General features: G+C 73.8%; 14 protein-coding genes. 9 read left to right on the forward strand and 5 right to left on the reverse strand.

Annotated features, from left to right (window positions below; translation table 11 throughout):
* Window positions 1-24: 24 nt before the first annotated feature.
* The 7 genes from uxaC to F8279_RS14380 all read left to right on the forward strand — a co-directional run bounded on the left by uxaC (window position 25) and on the right by F8279_RS14380 (window position 8,220).
* Window positions 25-1,449, forward strand: coding sequence for a glucuronate isomerase (uxaC, locus tag F8279_RS14350; RefSeq protein ID WP_175438680.1), 1,425 nt, complete (start codon window positions 25-27; stop codon window positions 1,447-1,449).
* Entirely contained in the window at window positions 1,446-2,747 is a 1,302-nt protein-coding gene (locus tag F8279_RS14355) for an enolase C-terminal domain-like protein (RefSeq protein ID WP_151500197.1), read from the forward strand. Before uxaC ends, F8279_RS14355 begins: the two co-directional genes overlap by 4 nt.
* Window positions 2,738-4,222 (forward strand): mannitol dehydrogenase family protein, encoded by a 1,485-nt coding sequence (locus F8279_RS14360; protein ID WP_151500198.1) that lies wholly within the window; start codon window positions 2,738-2,740, stop codon window positions 4,220-4,222. Before F8279_RS14355 ends, F8279_RS14360 begins: the two co-directional genes overlap by 10 nt.
* Window positions 4,223-4,257: 35 nt before the next feature.
* Entirely contained in the window at window positions 4,258-5,421 is a 1,164-nt protein-coding gene (locus F8279_RS14365) for a Gfo/Idh/MocA family protein (RefSeq protein WP_225853275.1), read from the forward strand.
* Between the two features lie 28 nt (window positions 5,422-5,449).
* The gene (locus tag F8279_RS14370; RefSeq protein WP_151500200.1) at window positions 5,450-6,793 is read left to right on the forward strand and encodes a polysaccharide lyase family 1 protein; all 1,344 of its coding nucleotides are present in this window, start codon (window positions 5,450-5,452) and stop codon (window positions 6,791-6,793) included.
* Window positions 6,794-7,028: 235 nt separating this feature from the next.
* Window positions 7,029-7,487: an ATP-binding protein gene (locus F8279_RS14375; protein WP_091417570.1), complete on the forward strand. Its 459-nt coding sequence runs from the start codon at window positions 7,029-7,031 to the stop codon at window positions 7,485-7,487.
* A 7-nt stretch (window positions 7,488-7,494) separates the two neighbouring features.
* The gene (locus tag F8279_RS14380; RefSeq protein ID WP_091417567.1) at window positions 7,495-8,220 is read left to right on the forward strand and encodes an HD domain-containing protein; all 726 of its coding nucleotides are present in this window, start codon (window positions 7,495-7,497) and stop codon (window positions 8,218-8,220) included.
* A 276-nt stretch (window positions 8,221-8,496) separates the two neighbouring features.
* Here F8279_RS14380 and F8279_RS14385 read toward each other — a convergent pair whose 3' ends face one another.
* The 4 genes from F8279_RS14385 to F8279_RS14400 form a co-directional block, all read right to left on the reverse strand.
* Window positions 8,497-8,997 (reverse strand): barstar family protein, encoded by a 501-nt coding sequence (locus F8279_RS14385; protein ID WP_151500201.1) that lies wholly within the window; start codon window positions 8,995-8,997, stop codon window positions 8,497-8,499.
* A 62-nt stretch (window positions 8,998-9,059) separates the two neighbouring features.
* The gene (locus F8279_RS14390) at window positions 9,060-9,500 is read right to left on the reverse strand and encodes a ribonuclease domain-containing protein (protein WP_013286706.1); all 441 of its coding nucleotides are present in this window, start codon (window positions 9,498-9,500) and stop codon (window positions 9,060-9,062) included.
* A 186-nt stretch (window positions 9,501-9,686) separates the two neighbouring features.
* Entirely contained in the window at window positions 9,687-12,596 is a 2,910-nt protein-coding gene (locus tag F8279_RS14395; protein ID WP_225853276.1) for a M36 family metallopeptidase, read from the reverse strand.
* A 436-nt stretch (window positions 12,597-13,032) separates the two neighbouring features.
* Window positions 13,033-13,878 carry an alpha/beta fold hydrolase gene (locus F8279_RS14400; RefSeq protein ID WP_151500203.1) on the reverse strand — a complete coding sequence of 282 codons (846 nt, stop codon included), beginning with the start codon at window positions 13,876-13,878 and terminating at the stop codon, window positions 13,033-13,035.
* 162 nt (window positions 13,879-14,040) lie between these two features.
* Between F8279_RS14400 and F8279_RS30610 the strand changes: the two genes are divergently transcribed.
* Entirely contained in the window at window positions 14,041-14,625 is a 585-nt protein-coding gene (locus F8279_RS30610; protein WP_225853277.1) for a DivIVA domain-containing protein, read from the forward strand.
* On the opposite strand, the gene F8279_RS14415 is transcribed toward F8279_RS30610, so the two are convergent.
* Window positions 14,553-15,098: a hypothetical protein gene (locus F8279_RS14415; RefSeq protein WP_091417550.1), complete on the reverse strand. Its 546-nt coding sequence runs from the start codon at window positions 15,096-15,098 to the stop codon at window positions 14,553-14,555. The two genes, F8279_RS30610 and F8279_RS14415, sit on opposite strands and share 73 nt — an antisense overlap.
* Before the next feature lie 342 nt (window positions 15,099-15,440).
* On the opposite strand from F8279_RS14415, the gene F8279_RS14420 reads away from it, so the two are divergent.
* A partial coding sequence (locus F8279_RS14420) for a hypothetical protein (protein WP_151500205.1) occupies window positions 15,441-16,257 on the forward strand: 817 nt, incomplete at its 3' end.

Raw genomic sequence — 16,257 nt, forward strand, 5'->3', positions numbered from 1 at the left:
GAGGAGCCCTCCCCCGTGCCGATCATGTCCCCCAGCGATCTGCTGCTGCCCGCCGAGCCCGGCCTGCGCGCCCTGGCGCGCGAGCTGTACGCACTCGCCGCCGAGCAGCCGATCATCTCGCCGCACGGGCACGTCGACCCCGGGCTGCTGGCCGAGGACCAGCCGTTCCCCGACCCGGCCCGGTTGCTCGTCGTACCCGACCACTACCTGACGCGGATGCTGCTCAGCCAGGGCCTGCCCCCGGCCGACCTGGGCGTGCCCAGCGTCGACGGCAGCCCGGTGGAGACCGACGGGCGAACCATCTGGCGGCGCTTCGCCGCACACTGGCACCTGTTCCGCGGCACCCCGTCGAGGCTGTGGCTGGAGCAGACGTTCCGCAACGTGTTCGGCGTCGACACGCCGCTGAGCCCGGCCACCGCCGACGCCGTCTACGACGCGCTCGCCGCGCGCCTGGCCGAACCGGGGTTCCGGCCCCGGGCGCTGTTCGAACGCTTCGGCATCGAGGTGCTCGCCACCACCGAGTCGCCGCTGGACGACCTGGGCCGGCACGCCAAGCTCGCCGCCGACGGCTGGGGCGGGCCGGGCGGCCGGGTGGTCACCACGTTCCGCCCCGACGACGTGGTGGACATGGAGTTCGGCAACTGGTCGGCGAACGTGGACCGGCTCGCCGAGGTCTCCGGCGAGGACACCGGCACGTACGCCGGTTACCTGGCCGCCTTGCGGGCCCGGCGGGAGGCGTTCGCCGCTGCCGGGGCCACCTCCACCGATCACGGGCACCCGACCGCCCGCACCCTCGATCTCAGCCCGGTGCAGGCCGCCGCGCTCTACGACAGGGGCCGCCGCGGCCTGGCCGACGCCGCCGACGCGGAGGCGTTCCGGGCCCACATGCTGCTGGAGTTCGCCCGGATGTCGCTCGACGACGGCCTGGTGATGCAGCTGCACCCGGGCGCGGTCCGCAACCACAACCGCTGGCTGCACGCCCGGCACGGCCGCGACGTCGGCGGGGACGTGCCGCAGGCCACCGAGTACGTGCACGGCCTCGCCCCGCTGCTGGACGCGCACGGCAACGACCCCCGGCTCACGGTGGTGCTCTACACGCTCGACGAGGACACGTTCACCCGGGAACTCGCGCCCCTCGCCGGCGGGTACGCGGCGCTGCGCCTCGGCGCGCCCTGGTGGTTCCTGGACTCCCCCGAGGTGCTGCGCCGGTTCCGGGAGGCGGTCACCGAGACGGCCGGCTTCTACAACACCGCCGGGTTCGTCGACGACACCCGCGCGTTCTGCTCCATCCCGGTACGCCACGACGTGGCCCGCCGGGTCGACGCCGGTTTCCTCGCCCGCCTCGTCGCCGAGCACCGGCTGACCGGGGACGAGGCCGCCGAGACGATCGTCGACCTGGCGTACCGGCTGCCGAAGCAGGTCTTCAAGTTCGGAGGTGAGCCTTCATGACCACGATCGTCGACGTCGAGGTGCACGACGTGCGCTTCCCCACCGCCGCCAGCGGCGACGGCTCGGACGCGATCAACAGGGGCGACTACTCGGCCACGTACGTGGAGCTGACCACCGACGGCGGGCCGACCGGCGCCGGGTTCACGTTCACCAACGGGCGGGGCAACGAGATCACCTGCGCGGCGGTCCGCGCGCTCGCCCACCACGTACGCGGACGCACCGTCGCCGAGATCGCCGCCGAACCTGTCGCGTTCTGGCGTTCGCTCACCGCCGACGTGCAACTGCGCTGGCTCGGGCCGGAGAAGGGGGTGATCCACATGGCCACCGGCGCGCTGGTCAACGCGGTCTGGGACCTGCGCGCCAAACTCGCCGGCAAGCCGATGTGGCGGTTCCTCGCCGAGGCGCCCACCGACGAGCTGGTGGCGACAGTGGACTTTCACCACATCACCGACGCGCTGACCCCGGACGACGCGGCGGCCGTCCTGGACAAGGGACGCGACGGTCTGGCCGACCGGCTGGCCGGGCTGGAGCGCGACGGGTTCCCCTCGTACACCACATCGGTCGGCTGGCTCGGCTACCCCGACGAGCGGGTGCGCGCGCTGACCCGCGACGCGTACGCGCAGGGGTGGCGCGCGATGAAGATGAAGGTCGGCGGGCGGATCGAGGACGACCTGCGGCGGGCGCGGATCATCCGGGCCGAGATCGGCCCGGACGCGCTGCTGATGATGGACGCCAACCAGGTGTGGGACGTGGACGAGGCGATCGCCGCGATGGGCGTCCTGGCCGAGGTCGACCCGTACTGGATCGAGGAGCCCACGCACGCCGACGACGTGCTCGGGCACGCCCGGATCGCCCGCGCGGTGGACGAGCTGACCGGCGGCCGCTGCCGGGTCGCCACCGGCGAGGTGGCGGCCAACCGGGTCATCTTCAAGCAGTTGCTCCAGGCCGAGGCGATCGGCGTGATGCAGGTCGACGCGTGCCGCGTCGGCGGCGTGGACGAGGTGCTCGCCGAGCTGCTGCTGGCCGCCAAGTTCGGCGTGCCGGTGTGCCCGCACGCCGGTGGCGTGGGCCTGTGCGAGTACGTGCAGCACCTCGCGATCTTCGACCACCTGCGCGTCGGCACCAGCCTGGACGGCCGCATGGTCGAGTACGTCGACCACCTGCACGAACACTTCACCGACCCGGTCCGCACCCGGGACGGCCGCTACCTGCTGCCCACCGCGCCCGGCTACAGCGCCACCATGCGCCCGGAGTCGATCGCGCAGTTCCGCTTCCCGGACGGCCCGGCATGGCGCTGACCCCCGACCGGCTCGGCCTGGCCACGCTGCGCCACCTGCCGCCGGAGTCCCGGCCGCTGCTGCGTCCCGGCACCGTGCCGGCCGGCATCGTCCACCTCGGCGTCGGCGCGTTCCACCGCGCCCACCAGGCCGTGCACACCGAGGCGGCGGTCGGGGCGGCCGGCGGCGACTGGGGCATCATCGGCGTCGCGCCGCGCAGCACCGACGTGGTCGACGCCCTGGCCGCGCAGGACTGCCTGTTCAGCGTCACCACGCTCGCCGCCGAGGGCGCGGCCACCCGGGTGGTCGGCGCGCTGACGGGGGTACGGCACGCCGCGGGTGACCCGGGCGCGGTGGTCGGCCTGCTCGCCGACCCGGCGATCCGGGTGGTCACGCTGACGGTGACCGAGAAGGCGTACCGGATGGACCCGGTGACCGCCGCGCTGACAGTGGACGCGGACCTGACCGCCGACCTCACCACCGACCGTCCGCCGCGTACCGTGCCGGGCCTTCTCTTGCGCGGGCTGCTCGCCCGCGCCGCCGCCGACGCCGGGCCGATCGCGCTGGTCAGCTGCGACAACCTGCCCGCCAACGGGCGCCGGCTGCGCGGCCTGGTGGAGCAGTGCCTCACGCTGGCCCGGGTCCCCGACGCCACAGCCGAACGGGTGCTGGCGGCTGTGGCCTGCCCCGGCACCATGGTCGACCGGATCGTGCCGGCCAGCACCGACGAGACCCGGGACACCGCCCGGCGGGCGCTGGGCGTGACCGACCTGGCGGCGGTCGCCGCCGAACCGTGGTCGCAGTGGGTGATCGAGGACGACTTCCCCGGCGGCCGGCCCGCCTGGGAACGCTCCGGCGCGGTGCTCACCGACGACGCCGGCCCGTGGGAGCGGCTGAAACTGCGGGCGCTCAACGGCGTGCACTCCGCCACCGCGTACCTGGGGGCGCTCGCCGGCGCGGAGACGGTGGCCGAGGCGCTGGCCCTGCCGCACCTGGACGCGGTGCTGCGGCGGCTGATCGCCGAGGAGATCGCGCCCAGCTTCACGCCGCCGCCCGGCGTGGACGTGACCGCCTACGGCGAACAGGTGCTCGCCCGCTTCGGCAACCCCGCGATCCGGTACCGGACGACACAGGTCGCCATGGACGGCTCGCAGAAGCTGCCGCAGCGGGTGCTGCACACCGTCGCCGACCTGCGCGCGGCCGGCCGGTCGGCGCGGTGGAGCGCGCTCGTGGTGGCCGCGTGGCTGCGGTTCCTGCTCGGGTACGCCGACGACGGCCGGCCGCTGCCGCTGGACGACCCGCTCGCGGACCGGCTACGCGCCGCGCTCGCCGCCGGAGCGCACACCCCGGCCGGGGTGGTGGACGCGGTCTTCGCGGTCCGGGAGGTGTTCCCGGCCGACCTGGCCGCCGACGAAGAGGTCCGCGCCGACGTGACCGGCTGGCTCACCGCGCTGGAGCGGCACGGCGTACGGGCCACGCTGGCGGACGCCCGGTGACCGGCGGCGGGCCGCGACCAGCCGGGGGGTGGCCGGTGAGCGGCGGGCCGCCGCGGGTGGCGCTGATCGGGGCCAACGGGCACGGTCGCTGGCATCGCCGGATCATCGCGGAGCTGCACGCGGCCGGACGGCTGCGCCTGGTCGCCCTGGTCGACGTGCGCCCGCTGGCGGACGAACCGGAGGCGCCGGTCCCGCCGGAGGCCGCCGTGTTCACCGACCACCGGACCATGCTCGCCGAGTCCCGGCCGGACGTGGTGGTGCTCTGCACGCCGCCGCACACCCACCTGCCGATCACGCTCGACGTACTCGCCGCCGGAGCGGACCTGCTGCTGGAGAAACCGCCGGTGCTCGACCTCGCCGAACACCGGACGCTCACCGCCGCCGCGGACGCCGCCGGCCGGGCCGTGCAGGTCAACTTCCAGGCGCTCGGCTCGGCGGCGCTCACCGAACTGACCGGCGCGCTCGGGCGGCTCGACCCGGTCACCGGCATCGCCACACTCGCCGCCTGGCAACGACCGGACGCCTACTACGCCCGCTCCCCCTGGGCCGGACGGCGGTCGGTCGACGGCCGCCCGGCGCTGGACGGCGCGGTCGCCAACCCGCTCGCGCACGCGCTGATGCAGTGCCTGGCGATCGCCGAATCGGTGACCGGCACGCCGGTACGCCCGGCCCGGATCGCTGTCGAGCGCTACCGGGTCCGCCCGATCGAGGTGGACGACACCGCCGTGCTGCGCCTGACCCCGCACGCCGGGCCGCCGGTGCTGGCCGCGCTCACCCTCGCCGCCGAGAAGCACGTCGCCGGGGAGGTGCTCGTCACCGGCGAGCAAGGGCGGGCGGTGCTGGAGTACCCGACCGACCGGCTGCGGCTACCCGGCGACGACGCGCTCCGCCCGGTGCCCGGCCGCCGAGGGCTGCTGGCGAACCTGCTCGACCACCGCGCGGACGGCACGCCGCTGATCGCGCCGCTGGCGCGTACCGAGCCGTTCACCGCGGTGCTGGACGCGCTGCGGCACGCACCCGTTCCGACACTGCTCGACGGGGACCTGGTGCGCGTGGCGGGCGACGGCCCGCAGCGGGTGCGGATGGTGCGGGGCGTCGGCGCGGTGCTGCGGGCCGCCGCGGAGTCCGGCGCGCTGCCGTCCGAGGCGGGCGTGCCGTGGGCGGCCACGCCGTACGTGGTGGACCTGCCAGTGCAGTGAATGTCCCTCCAGGAGAACGGAACGAGTCATGCGTACCCGAACCGCAGTCGTCGCGGCGCTGACCGCCGCGCTCGTCCTCACCACCGCCGCGCCCGCGCCGGCCGCACCCGGCGTGCCGTCCCGGGCCGCCGAACTGCTCGGCCGCCAGACCCTCGCCGCGAACGACGGCTGGGCCGCCGCGGGCACCGGCACCACCGGCGGGTCGGCCGCCGCGCCGGACCGGGTACGCGTCGTGCGTACCCGGGCCGAGCTGGTCGCCGCGCTCGGCGGCGACAACGCCACGAACGCCGCCGACGCCACCCCCAAGATCGTGTACGTGGACGGGACCGTCGACGGTTTCGAGGGCCCGGACGGCACCCCGCTGGACTGCGCCGACCTGGCCGACCCGGAGTACTCGCTGCCCTCCTACCTGGCCGCGTACGACCCGGCGACCTGGGGCCGGGTGAACCCGAGCGGGCCGCTGGAGGCCGCGCGGGTGCGGTCGGTGGCCAACCAGACCCGGCAGACCCAGATCAACGTCGGCTCGAACACCACAATCATCGGGCTGCGCGGCGCGCGGCTCACCGGTCTGACGCTGATGATCGACCGGGTGGACAACGTGATCGTGCGCAATATCGAGTTCGCCGACGCCCGGGACTGCTTCCCGGCCTGGTCCCCGACCGACGGCGACACCGGCAACTGGAACTCCCAGTACGACCAGATCTCCGTCCGGCGCAGCGAGCACGTCTGGATCGACCACAACACGTTCACCGACGGCGACAACCCGGACAGTGCCCAGCCCGTCTACTTCGGGCGGCCCTGGCAGGTGCACGACGGCTCGCTGGACGTCACGCACACCGCCAGCCTGGTCACCGCCTCCTGGAACCGGTTCGCCGGCCGGGACAAGGTGATGCTCATCGGCTCGTCGAACACCGTCGGCCCGGACGTGGGCCGACTCAACGTGACGGTGCGGCACAACCTGTTCGACGGCACGCTGCAACGGCTGCCCCGGGTGCGGTTCGGTCAGGTCGACGTGCACGAGAACCACTACCGGCTCGGCGGTCCCGGCTTCGCGTACGCCCTCGGCGTCGGCGTGCAGTCCGCCCTGTACGCGGAGAACAACTTCTTCACGCTCACCGGCGACACCACCGCGGCAGACCTGCTGTACGACTGGGGCGGCACCGCGCTCACCGAGCGCGGCAGCTGGGTCCGGCAGGGTGACCGCCTGCCCCGGCCGGTGGACCTGCGCGCCGCGTACAACGCCGCCCACGACCCCGACCTCGGCGGTGACGCCGGATGGACGCCCACGCTGCGCGCCGCCCGGCCGCTGCCGACCCCACTGGTCCCGCTCGCCGTCGACGCCTTCGCCGGCGCCGGGCGGCTGCCGCTCTGACCTCCGCCGGAGCCCGCCCCGGCGACCGGGCCGGCGTCCTCCTGGGATGCCGGCCCGGCGCCGTCACCGGCCCACCGGCTGACACGCCGCCCCCGATGCGCAATGATCACCTCGACGGACATCGCCGCCGGGGGAATGAATCGGCGGCCACCGGGGACAACAGGGTGTGAATCAGGCGGTGACAGCGCGAGTGGGCGCCCAGGTCCGGGGACGGGCACGGGACGGAGGGCCGGACGTGACGGGTGGGACATCCGGCGACGGCGGCCCGGTCCTCACCATCGACCTACCGGCCGACCCGGCCCGGCTCGCCGCCACCCGGGAGCGGCTGCGCGGCTGGCTGCACGCCCAGGGCGTGAGCGAGTGGGACATCGACACCGTCCTCATCGCCACCGGCGAGGCCTGCGCCAACGCCATCGAGCACGGCTACCGCTTCGCCCGGGAGGGCATCACCACGCTGCGGGCCGAGCTGCGCGGCGACCGGCTGGAGATCGAGGTACGCGACCGTGGCGGCTGGCGCGCGGCCGACGGCGACGACACCGGCGACCGCGGCCGGGGACGGCTGATCATGGCGCGGGTGATGGACGAGGCCACCATCGTCGGCACGCCGGAGGGCACCTGCGTACGCCTGGTCAAGCGCCTCACCGGCGACGTGAGCGGCCCGGCGGGCGCCGGATCTAGCGAAGATCAGCTATAAGGGACGCATGGAGTTCCCCGCCTACCTCGCCACCATGCCGATGCACGCGATCACCGAGATCCACGGTGAGCCCGGCCTGCTGGCCCGGTTCCGGCTGGAGATCGAGGCGTTCGACGAGGCCGCCCGCGACCGGCTGACCGAGGCCCTCGACCTGGCCGCCGACCTGCACCGCGACGACCGGCGGGTACGCGAGCCCTACCTCAACCACCTGCTGCGGGTGGCGATCCGGCTGATGCACCACTACCAGGTGCGGGACGTGGACGTGATCGTCGCCGGGCTGCTGCACGACGCGGTCGAGGACCATCCCGCCGAGCTGGCCGGGCTCGATCCCGGCTCGGGGGCCGACGCGACCCCGGCGGCGCTCGCCGCGCTGTCGGACCGGTTCGGGGCGCGGGTCGCCCGGCTGGTCGCGGCGGTCACCAATCCGGCGTACGACCCGGGCCGGGACCGCGACGAGCAGTACCGGGAACATGTGGCGGCGAGCCTGGAGCGGGAACCCTGGGCGCGGGTGATCAAGGTGTCCGACTTCACCGACAACGGCGTTGGCGTGATCCACACGGTCGGGCCGAAGGTGGCCCGCGCCGCCACCAAGTACCGCCCGCTGGTGCCGGTCTTCCGCGACCTGGTCGCCCGCCCGGACACACCGCTGTCCCCACCGGTCAAGCAACACATCCTCGCCCAGCTGGACCTGGCCGAGGAGCGCTTCAGCGCCATCCTCGACCACCCCACCTGACGCCCCCGGCTCCCCCGCCCCGCCCCGTCAATCATGAAGTTGACGGCCCGGAGAGCGCTCCCCAATGCCGCCAACTTCATGATCGCCCCATTCCCGGCCCCCTAGCCGGCCCTCTCCCGGCCGTGATCAAGGAGTTTGTGTCGCTGCGGCAGCCTGATCCGGACGTGAACTCCTTGATCAGTCGCCGAGTCCCGGGGGGTGCCGGGCCAAGGAGGCGGCGGACTCGCCTGTGCCGGCCTGCTCGACAGCACGCCTGACGTCGGCGTGGTGGCAGGGTCAGCCGGCGGAGGGTGGGCCGCCAACCCGACCGTCGACCCGTCCGCTGAGCACTGCGGCGACGCGGTCACGCAGGGCGGCCAGCCGGTCCGGGTGGTCGCGCAGCACCACCCGCAGCGTCTCGTGGCCACCGGCGGCGACCGCGCCGAGCACGTCCAGCAGCGTGCCGAGCTGGGCCGGCGGCTCGTCGGCGAGCAGGTCCGCCGCGTCGGTCACGACCACTGTCAGCGGACCGGCGTCGAGGCGGTCGGCGAGCGCGTCGGCGAGGGCGTCCCAGTTGCGGCCGTACCAGCCGGGCAGCGCCAACACCCCGGCCAGCGCCTCGTGCAGCCCGGCCCGGGTGCGCGCCTGCGTGCCGTGGATCAACACGCCACCCGGCAGCGCCCCGCCGCCCGGCTGTGGGCCACCGTCCGATCCCGGTACTGTCGCGCCGCCGTCCGGCTCGGGCGGCGCGCCGTCGTACACGAGCCAGGCCGGTGCCTGCGGGGACGCCGCGCCCATGGATCCGTCCTTTCCCGACGGCGCCGGCCGGGCGGGGAATGCCCGGCCGGCGTCGAGGCTGCTCAGAGCCGGTAGAAGTTGGCGTAGTGGTCGGGCGAGAACCAGGTCGCCCCGGTGCTCTTGTTGACCACGATCCGGTACGCGTCCCGGGAGGCGTTGCAGGCGCGCGGGTAGACGTCGTACTCGTAGTAGGTGGCGCCGGCGGGCAACTGGCCCTCGTAGTTGTAGAACCGGCCGCCGGCGAAGTTGCACTGGCCGCCGCTCCACGAGTACCAGCCGCGGCTCGTCGGGAAACTCTTGGCGGACCAGCCGGAACGGGCGGTGCGCGCGTCGGCGCAGCGGGACTGCGTGCAGGAGCCGTACACGGCGGCCGCGGCGGGCTCGGCGAGCCGGGTGGAGACTGTGGACGGTGCGACGAGCGCGGCGGCGGCCACGGCGGTGACCAGGGCGGACGCGGCGAGAGCGCGGCGTACGCGGGTGACGGCGGCGCGGAACGGGGTCAAGGGATCCTCCTTGAGCGAGCCGACATTACATCGACCAGCTTCATTGGCCGGTCGCCGCTCAGTCTGTCGAGGATCCTGCCCGCCGTACAGTCCCGATCCGGCGACGGCGCCCCGAACCCGGCGTGAACACGCGATGGCGGGTGCGGACGGGCGGCCTGAGCCGTCCGTCCGCACCCGCCGGGTGGATCAGTGCGTGAACGCCTGGAACTCGGCGATCCGCACGTTCTGCGCCTGCGGGCTGGCGGTGGCGCAGTCGGTCGCCGCCCGCGGGTCGTCGTCCTGCTCACCGGCGTAGTCCGGCGCGCCGGTGCACTGGTTGGTCAGCACCTCGACGCGCAGGTGCGTGGCCTTGGTACGCGGGATGTCGAACGACCGCATGATCAGCTCGGGTGCCCGGGGACGCGGCGCCACAGCCGGGAACGCGTCCGGCCGGCTGGTGTAGACCGGTCGGAAGTCCGCCGCGTCGGCGCAGGTCACCGGCCCGGCCGCGGTGCACGCCAGGACCCGGAACTGCCGCACCGCGGAGTACCGGCTCTGCGTGCCGGCGTCCGCGTCACCGGTGACCGGCGGGCGCAGCATGGCGCTGACCTGCACCCGGCGTACCTGCTGGACGCCGCCGGCAAGGTCGACTGTGACCTGCCGGCCGGCGACGGGCGCGCCCAGCGAGGCCCAGTTCGTGGCCTCGTCGTCGTCGGCGATCTGCGGCAGGTTGATCCCGTCACCGGTGACCCCCGCGCCCGCGGTGGCCGAGGCCAGGTTGGGTCGCAACGTCACCGTCAGCGTCCGGTTCTGACCCGCCTTGACCTTCACCGGGCCGATCCGGGTGTGACCGTAGCCGGGCGCCCGCACCACGAACTCGTACGTGCCGGGCACCAGGTCCACCCGGTCGGTGAGCGGCGTGGCCGCGTCGGTGTCCGCGACCGGCACCGCCCGCGCCTGGTAACGCCCGACGAACAGCTGAGCGCCGGCCACCGGCCCGCGCTCGCCGACCGGCAGAAGGCGCAGCGAGCCCTCCCGCGCGTACGGCGAGGTGAAGCCCGGCGTGGGGTCGGCGTCGGTGTGGCCGACGCTGGCCGCGGTCTCGCCGAGGCCGCGCCCGGCGAACGCGTTCCAGAGCAGATCCTGGTTGGCCCCGCCGAAGCGGATCCGGTCGGCGGCGAGCATCGCGTCCCGGGCGTCGACCATGCTGACCTGGCTGACCGACATCAGCAGGAACGAGTCGAAGACCAACTGGATCCAGCGCCGGTTACCCGGGCAGGCGGTCACGTCGCGGGCGCCGGTGGCACACGCCTTCTGCACGGCCGGGGTGCCGCTGCCCCAGCGGCGCATCATGGCCGCGCGGATGTCGGCGTTGGTGGCGCTCCACACCTCACCGGAGGCGTGCACCTGGAGGCCGACGAAGTCGTAGTCGACCGAGCTGTAGTTGAGCGGGCTGTCGCTCATGTTGTAGTTGCGGATGCCCGCGTTCGGGTCTCCGGTGGTGTACTCGCCGATGGTGAAGCCGCGCCGGCCGGGTGCGGCGTACCCGTGCGAGAACAGGTACTCCATGGCGAGCTGGTCCGACCAGCTCTCGCTCATGCCCTGCGGCGAGCTGACCCCGGCGCTCGGGCCGGCGATCATGCGGTTGGTGACAGCGTGGCCGTACTCGTGGGCGATCACCGACATGTCGAAGTCGCCGTCGACGCAGGGCGCGTAGAACGAGCCCGCCATCGGCTGCCACAGGTACATGTTGGTGGTCGGCGCGACGCCGTCCGGCGGGGTGATCTGGTTGGCGTTGTTACGCGCCGCGAACGCGGGCGGACCACCGCTGATGCCGCCGGCCTGCGCGTTGCCCTGCTCGGGGTCGTCACCGAGACCGCCACGGCCGAGGTTGTCCTGCTGCATGTTCCAGGTCTCCTCGGTGAACCCGAGGTGGTAGCTCCAGTCGTGCATCCGGTTGTGCATGGCGAACAGGTTCGCCCGCGCCGCGTCGATGTCGTTCGCCTGCGGCGAGGTGAACACCTCCGGGTTGCAGCGCTGCTCCTGCCACTGGTTCGTCCACGGGTAGTCGTACCTGCGGTCCGGACGGGGCGTCGCGGTCTCGGTGCCGACGCTGAACGGGTCGTTGCTGTTCCAGTTCTGCACCGCGATCGCGTTGTTGCCCTTGGTCGTGGTGGTGGACTGGCCGGTGGCCGGGTCCACGTCCCACGCCGGGTGCCCGGGCACACCCACCACCTCGGCGCAGCCGCGCGCCGGCACGGCGCACCACCGCTTGCGGGTGTCGACCGAGGACCTGTCGACCCGCGGCGAGTTCGGGAAGACCTCCCACGAGGGGTGGTCGGCGTCGTGGTCGATCAGGTCCTCGCGGACCAGCACGGCGCCGTCGCGGGCGTCCACGTAGGTGGAGTACGCGGCCGGGTCCGCGCCGGTGGTGTCCGCGCCGAGGATCACCTCCCACGCCGCGCGCGGCCCACGGTCCGCGGTGGGGACCGCGACCAAGGAGGTACGCGTGACCTGCGCGTCGGAACGGCCGGCGTCGGCGATGGCGGCCTGGCGGGCCTGCTCGGCGCTGATCGTCGCGGGGGCCGGCGTACCGGCGTCCCGGGCCAGCGAGGAGCTGACGTGCCACACCGCTCCGTCGCGTACGCCGACCGACAGCATGCCGTCGACGGCGGCCGGCAGATCGCCGAAGCGCTGCCGGAACAGCACCGTCGCGCCCTGCCCCATCGGCGCCACCGTCAGCAGCTCCAGCGCGGCGGCGCCGTCGGCGGTCAGCCCCAGCACGTCCCGGTTGGCGGCCACGTACGCCCGCGCGGCGGCCGCCGGGTCGGCGGGCAGACCGGTCGCGAGCGGCTTGCCGGTCGAGGTGAGCGTGGCCGGCGTACCGAAGTCGGTCCAGCGCACACGCGCGCCGAGCGCGGCGGCCCGGTCCCGCTGCCGGTCGCTGGCGGCGACACGGCCCTTGCGGTTGTCAGTGGCCTTGGTGTCGTGCCGGTCGCCCGGCAGGTGGTCGGGTGGCGCCTGGGTACGGGTCTGTTCCCGGGGTGCCGCCTGGCCGCCGCCAGCGGCGGTCAGGACCAGACCGGCTGCCAGCAGCAGCGCGGTGGTCCCCGTCAACGCACGAGATGGTGTGCGCACGGTCCCTCCTGTCATCGTCGAACGGCGATGTCCGTTCCGCCATCCGACCAGGACGATCGACGCGCCGACACCATCCGAACATCCATAAATGTTGCTGCGTCGATTTCTCGGTGGCCCCGACGGCGGCCTCGGCCGAGCAGCTTCGAGACTCACGTCTCACCAGGCGAGACACGAAGAGATCTTGGTACGAAACGGCCCCTATGAGGGCCCTTCCGTACCAAGATCTCCACGGCGTCAACAGCATGCTGGGCGAGTCCCGGGCTACGCGAGCCGCGTGTCACCGGAAGAGCCAGATCTTCATGCACGGGGCTGAGCCTGAAGTCAGATACCCGTCAGCATCACTACCGTCCATGGTGGAGACACCCAAAGAGGTCTGCCTGACCCGCCGACACCGTTCTGCAACTTCTTCTTTGCCTCACGGCAGGGAGGTGAGGAATGCGGCCACGGCCCGACGGAAGTGCTGCGGGTTCTCGACCCACGGCAGGTGACCGGACCCGGCAAGGCTGACCCGCTCACAGTTCGGCAGCGCCTTCTCCAGCGAGTCGACGCCCGAGCGGGGACGGATGTCCTCGGGGCCGTCGATGATCAGCACGGGCAGGTCTAGTGCTCGGCACCGCGCGGCAATGTCGGATTCCCTGAGCTCCTGCTTCACCTCGGCGTTGATGGCCCGGTTGCAGTCGTGGTTGATGCCCAGCCACGGCGTGGCCATGCCCTCGGCGTGCGTCATGGCGGCGTCAGGGTCGGCGAAGTCGGCCGACCACTGCAGGACCGCCCGTTCGCGTTCCTCGGCAGGAGTGAGGGTGCGCGCACCCAGCGCCTCCCACCGGCTCAGATGAGACCCGAGCCGCCGCCTGAGATTCCGCTCGTAGTGCGGATGCCAGCCGCGTTCGGGGTCGATGCCGGTGCCGGAGACGTAGATCAGGTGACTGACCCGTTCCGGGTGCTCGATCGCGTACCGCAGCGCCAGGTGCGCGCCCCACGAGTGGCCCAGCACTGCCGTTCGCTGTCCGGCGAGGTGTTCGCGTACCGCGTCGAGGTCGGCGACGAAGCGGCCGACCGAGTACGGACCGCGCCGCTGTGAGCGTCCGCAGCCACGCTGGTCCCACCGGATGACACGGGCTTGCCCGTCGAGCAGCCGGGCGACCGGGCCGAGGTAGTCCCAGATGCCCGGGCCGCCGTGACAGAGCACCAGCGGCGCGCCCGCGCCGACCTGGTCGGCCCACAGGCGACAACCGTCTTCGGTACGCACGTCCGCAGTCATCGACGACAGTATGGCCCTCCGGACTGCTCCGCCTCCGTACCGCCGATCCGGGCTGCGGGGCCGGAGCGGGCGGGTCGCCCGCGGCCGGCGTGCGGACGGCCCGCCCTTCCAGACCCACCGCACCGACCCACCGCGTCTCCGCCTGCCCTGGAAAGGACCGATGTGACGCAGTATCGATCCGGCGAGTTCTACCGGACCGGCGTGCCGGCCCGGCTGACCCCCCACGAGGTACGCACCCACTCCTTCGTCGCCCGTCGGCGGGGCGTCGACCCCGATCAGGTACGCGAGTTCCAGGCCCGGGTCGCCGGCGATCTGGCCGACCTGCACCGGGCGGGTACGCCTGCTCTCGCAGGAGAACGACCGGCTGAAGCGCGCCCTGCGCGACTGGCAGGCCATGCACGCCCGCGAGTGCCGCCCGCCGAACGACGGCCACTGGTAGCGGTGCGCCCGCAGCCCGGTGACCTCCTGCTGGTCGACGGCCGAGCGTCGGTGCAGTTCGGCGGCGGCCGGGCGCTGACGTTCCGGGTCGTGTCGGTCGGCGCCGAGGTGACGCACATGGGCTGGGTCTGGCTGACCGGCTACGTGCTCAACCGTTGTGGCACCGCGACCGCGAAGCGGGACATCTTCGTCCAGGTCGCCGGGCTGGGTCGAGCCGGCGAGCCGACGTCGTCCGATCAGTCCTGCGTGCCGGCGAACAGCGTCCAGGCGTCGATCTCGGTCGGCGCCAGAGGACGCGCCGGCAGGTAGGACGCCAGGTCGCGGAAGTCGGCCACGGCGTTGTGGACGCACACCGCGAGCGAGAAGTGCAGCAGTTCCCGCACCGCCTGCGCGTCGGGCGCCGTGACGTCGTCGAGCAGCGGGCTTCGTACGTCCAGCGCGAACACCACGTGGCAGGCGCCCTGGTCGGCCTTCACGACGCAGTAGTAGCGCCCGGCCTCCGCCAGCCGGTTGCGGATGTTCGCCCAGGCCATCGCCCCGGAGATGTCCGGCACGTCGGCGCCGGCCACACAGGCCATCCGGAAGACCCAGCGGGCCGGGTCCTCCGGCGACACCGCGCCGTAGACCAGCACCAGGCCGCCGCGGTGGAACACGGCGAAGCCCTGCACGTCCGGGCTGAGGTGAAGGAAGTCCGGGGTCCAGACCCGGTCGTACTGCCGCTCGGCGAGGGACCGCAGGAACTGCACGGTCCGGCCGGCGGCGTGGCGAGCGTCAACACCCATGCGTTCTGGTCCTCCCCCGAAGGATCACGGAAGCTCACGCTATGAAGCGACACGGACACGGATCAAGGTGTGCCGATCGAGTCTGGATGGTCGGTCCCGTGAACGGGACCGAACCCGCTCCGGGTCCCACAGATAGGACTACGGGGCGGCTCGTCCGATCGGTCAGCACCGAGCCTCGTGCCGGGCGGAACCGCCGTGCGCGCGGCTGCGCGCGTACACCGGTCGGGGTTGTTAGCGTGGATCGCGGACCGCCACGGCGGTCCGGCCACCCCTCGCCCGACGGCCCGCGCGTCCCGTGACGCCGCGGGACGCGGTGCTGCGATCCGGCATGGAGGGGGTGCGATGACCGCGGTGCCGGAGGATCCGGGGCCGGGTGACCGCCGGCCCGCGACCGGCGCGCCGGTCGACGGCTGGCGGCGGCGCTGGAGCGTACGGACGCGGGCGCTCGGCGAGGCCGCGCGCGTGCGGACCCGGCGCTTCTGGGACGGCGCGCAGCCGACGCTGCGGCAACTCTGGTGGACCGAGGAGCCGGTGACGCCGGTGACCACAGTCGACAGGCGCGCCCCGGAGCCGCTCGCGGTGCCGGCGCAGGGCCAGGTGTACGTGTTCCTGGTGCGCGCCACCTACACCTGGTCGTCGGAGACCGCCCGGCCGGAGCTGTTCGGCTGGTACGTGGACTACTTCCAGCAGCAGGCCGCGCAGCGCCTGCACCGGCTGGCCGTCCGGTGCGCGGTGGAGGTGCCGCCGCACCGCCCGCGCGACCTGCACGCCGCGTTGACCGCCGCGCTCGCCGACGACGACCCACCGCCCTGGACGTACGCGCGCGGCGAGGTGACGTTCGCCTGCGAGCCGGACGTGACAGTGCACCTGGACGAGCGGGTGCGCAAGCTGCTTCAGCCGTACTGGGAGCAGCGCATCGCGCTGGAGTGCGAACGCGACCTGGCCCGGCGCCGCGCCGAGTACGCCGAGGAACGCGACCGGCGCGACCGGCAGGAAACGCCGTCCGCGACGCGGGCGGGGGACGTCAGCGAACCGGCCACCACGGCGCCGTCGGCCAACCGGAGCGAGGCGACGGGCCCGGCGCGGGACGCGGGAGGGATGCCGGGCGAGGCGGGGCGGGCGCGGCGTGGATCGCGGCCGGACGGACCGGTGGAGTCGT

Origin of the sequence: Micromonospora sp. AMSO1212t (assembly GCF_008868145.1) — a bacterium.
Lineage (GTDB): Bacteria > Actinomycetota > Actinomycetes > Mycobacteriales > Micromonosporaceae > Micromonospora > Micromonospora tulbaghiae.